Annotated in this window: 1 protein-coding gene and 1 pseudogene; both read left to right on the top strand. The window is 56.5% G+C overall.

Features of this window, described 5'->3' with window-relative positions; translation table 11 throughout:
• Positions 1-714, top strand: a pseudogene (locus AO277_RS13855) (Tn3 family transposase); the annotation flags it as partial.
• 30 nt (positions 715-744) lie between these two features.
• A partial coding sequence (locus AO277_RS13850) for a UPF0149 family protein (RefSeq protein ID WP_143492776.1) occupies positions 745-1,060 on the top strand: 316 nt, incomplete at its 3' end.

Below are 1,060 nucleotides of genomic sequence, written 5' to 3'. Positions count from 1 at the left end.
CCGACAATGGAGCCTATAGCGATGTAGTGTTCGGCCTGTTCCGGCTTCTGGGCTATAGGTTTAGCCCACGCTTGGCCGACATCGGTGGCACGCGGTTCTGGCGAGTCGATGCACAAGCCGACTACGGCGAACTCAACGCCCTGGCAAAACAGTGCGTCAACCTTGATCGCATCACACCACATTGGGACGACGTACTGCGTTTGATTGGTTCACTCAAACTTGGCCTGGTGCCCGCGATGGGAATCATGCGCACCCTGCAGGTCGATGAGCGACCGACACGACTGGCCCAGGCCATCGCTGAAATTGGTCGCATCGACAAGACTATTCACACACTGAACTTCATTGACGACGAGTCGCGCAGACGCGGAACGCTGCAGCAACTCAATCTCGGCGAGGGGCGCCATAGCCTGGCCCGCGAGGTCTTCCACGGCAAGCGCGGAGAACTGTTCCAGCGCTACCGCGAGGGACAGGAGGATCAGTTGAGTGCGCTCGGACTAGTCGTGAACATGATCGTTTTGTGGAACACCTTGTACATGGACGCGATACTCACACAGCTACGCCGCGAAGGCTATCCGGTGCGANCCCGAAGACGAGGCGCGGCTTTCGCCGTTTGGTCATGAGCATATCAACATGCTCGGGCGCTACTCATTCTCCGTACCGGATGCCGTCGCACGCGGAGAACTGCGGCCACTTGGGAAAGCCTCAGAAACCTGAATTACTCAACTTTATTGGAACAAACACCCCATGAGCCATCCACCTTTTCAACAAGCGCTGACCGATGCCGAACTCGATAGGCTGACTGATTTTCTTGATGCCATCGGCTCACCGGCCATGAACATTGAAATGCTCGACGGCTATTTTGCGGCACTGATCTGTGGTCCGGAGATGGTGCCTCCCAGCGAGTACCTGCCACAAATCTGGGGCGAGAATTTCAGTTTTGAGAGCAACGCTCAGGCTACCGACATGATGGGGCTCATCATGCGCCACTGGAATACGATTGCATCGGTATTGCTTCACACGCTGGAGGAGCCTGACGTGTATTTGCCAGTGCTGTTGGAGG

It is taken from the genome of Pseudomonas amygdali (assembly GCF_002699855.1).
Taxonomy (GTDB): Bacteria; Pseudomonadota; Gammaproteobacteria; order Pseudomonadales; family Pseudomonadaceae; genus Aquipseudomonas; species Aquipseudomonas amygdali.
Note: the sequence above shows the minus strand (reverse complement) of the source record. Positions and strands in the feature narration are given on the sequence as shown.